Below are 1667 nucleotides of genomic sequence, written 5' to 3' on the forward strand. Positions count from 1 at the left end.
CCTCGATCCACCGATCCGCCTGGGCGGATGAGCTGAATTCGGTTTCGGCTCGTTGTGCGGGCGAAGGGCGTGCTGGGGTGCCGGGCCTCGCTGCCCCTTGAGTGTTCCACTGGTTGTTCTGGTCGCGCCGTGCGGCTGGGTTGACGGGGGTCAGGCAGGTCGCGGCGGCGGGTAGAGGTGGTCGGACAAGGCCTGCCATGGTGTTTTCCAGGGCCAGGCTTCGGGCAGGTGAAGACGGATCCGTCGGGCGCTGGTGGCGATCCTGGCCGGGACGTGGATGAGTTTGCGGCGGATCGTTCCGGTGCGGGCCTTGCCGAAGGACCCGGCCGCGAGGATCCCGGCGGCGCGGGTGAGGTTGTAGGCCATGACCGCGGCGACGAGCCAGGCTGAGTTCGCCGCGAAAACACCTGAAGGCAGGTGCGCCAGGGAGCTGTCCTTAAGGTCGGCGTTGACCTGCTCGATAATGGCGTGTTTCCGGTGGGTTTTGTCGGCCGCGACGGTGTCCAGAACTTCGGCGTCCACGGTGGTGAAGAACGCGTGGTGCCGGTGCGTGTCGAACAGGGTTTCCTGCCCGTCGGCGGTTTTCGGGTTCAGTTCCGGGATGCGGCGCACGACCAGCCGACCGGTGATCTGCTCGGCCTTTCTGCGGGAGGAGAACGCGGTGAACACGGTCTCGGCGACCTCGGCCTTGGAGACCCAGGTGCTGGCGGCCTCGTCGAAGACCGCGTCGGTGTATTCGATCGTTTCCCACGCCGTGTCCGGGATCCCGGCGATGGCGCGTTTGACGGCCGGGTCCATGCGCGCGGTCACCGAGACCTCCGCCCCGCCGGCCAGGGCCGCGGAAACCGCGGCATGGCCGTAGAAGGCCGAATCGAAACGGCAGAGCACCCGCCCGCCGACGTGGACGCGCTTGAGGGTGGACAGGGCGTCGGTGATCAGACGGTTGGCGCCGCGGGCCGAGTTCGCCGCACCCTTGCGCAGCCGCTGGGCGGCGATCACCGGGGCGGTGTCCTTCGTCGAGGCTATGGCCAGCAGCGCGTTCAGGCCGCGGACCCCGGAGTACCCGTAGCCGGAGCCCTGCTTGGAATAGCCGTGGACCTCGATGATCGTGTCGTCGACATCCACGAACACGAAGTCACTGGCGGCGGGTGCTCCCAGCAGCGGGGCCCGGGTCCCCAGATTGGCCAGGAAGCGGGACGCGACCGCGTCCAGCTGCCGCACGTGCCCGAAAGTGAAGGACCGCAGAAACGAACCCAGCGTCGAGGGCGCGTAACAGGCGCTGAAGAGCCGCTTCATCCCGCCGTGGCGCAGCAAGGCCATGTCCTCGATCGAATCGGCGCCGGCGACCATCCCGGCGACCAGGGACGCGACCTTCAGCCCGGCGTTCGCGCCCTTGTCCGTCGGGACCGACAGCCACTCATCGGCGAGCCCATGCAGGCCGGCGTCTCGGGCCAGCGTCATCACCGGGAGCAGCCCGGCAGCCGACACGAGGTTCGGCTCATCAAAGGAAACTGACACAGCGGACGGCTTATGCGAAACTTGCACTTACGAGATGCCTCTCTTTTCGGTGGTCAATGGGTTCTAGACAAGCTCCATTTTCCTTGAAAAGACGGGCATTCTCGGTTTAAACCGCCGTCGGCGCCCCGAGCAACATCGGTGGATCAAGG

Annotated in this window: 1 protein-coding gene; it reads right to left on the bottom strand. The window is 67.1% G+C overall.

Going from position 1 to position 1667, the window contains the following annotated elements; all coding sequences use genetic code 11:
* Positions 1 to 150: 150 nt before the first annotated feature.
* Positions 151 to 1545 (bottom strand): IS1380 family transposase, encoded by a 1395-nt coding sequence (locus NG696_RS00015; RefSeq protein ID WP_252563034.1) that lies wholly within the window; start codon positions 1543 to 1545, stop codon positions 151 to 153.
* Positions 1546 to 1667 lie beyond the last annotated feature (122 nt).

It is taken from the genome of Pseudarthrobacter cellobiosi, assembly GCF_023913755.1.
Classification (GTDB): Bacteria; Actinomycetota; Actinomycetes; order Actinomycetales; family Micrococcaceae; genus Arthrobacter; species Arthrobacter cellobiosi.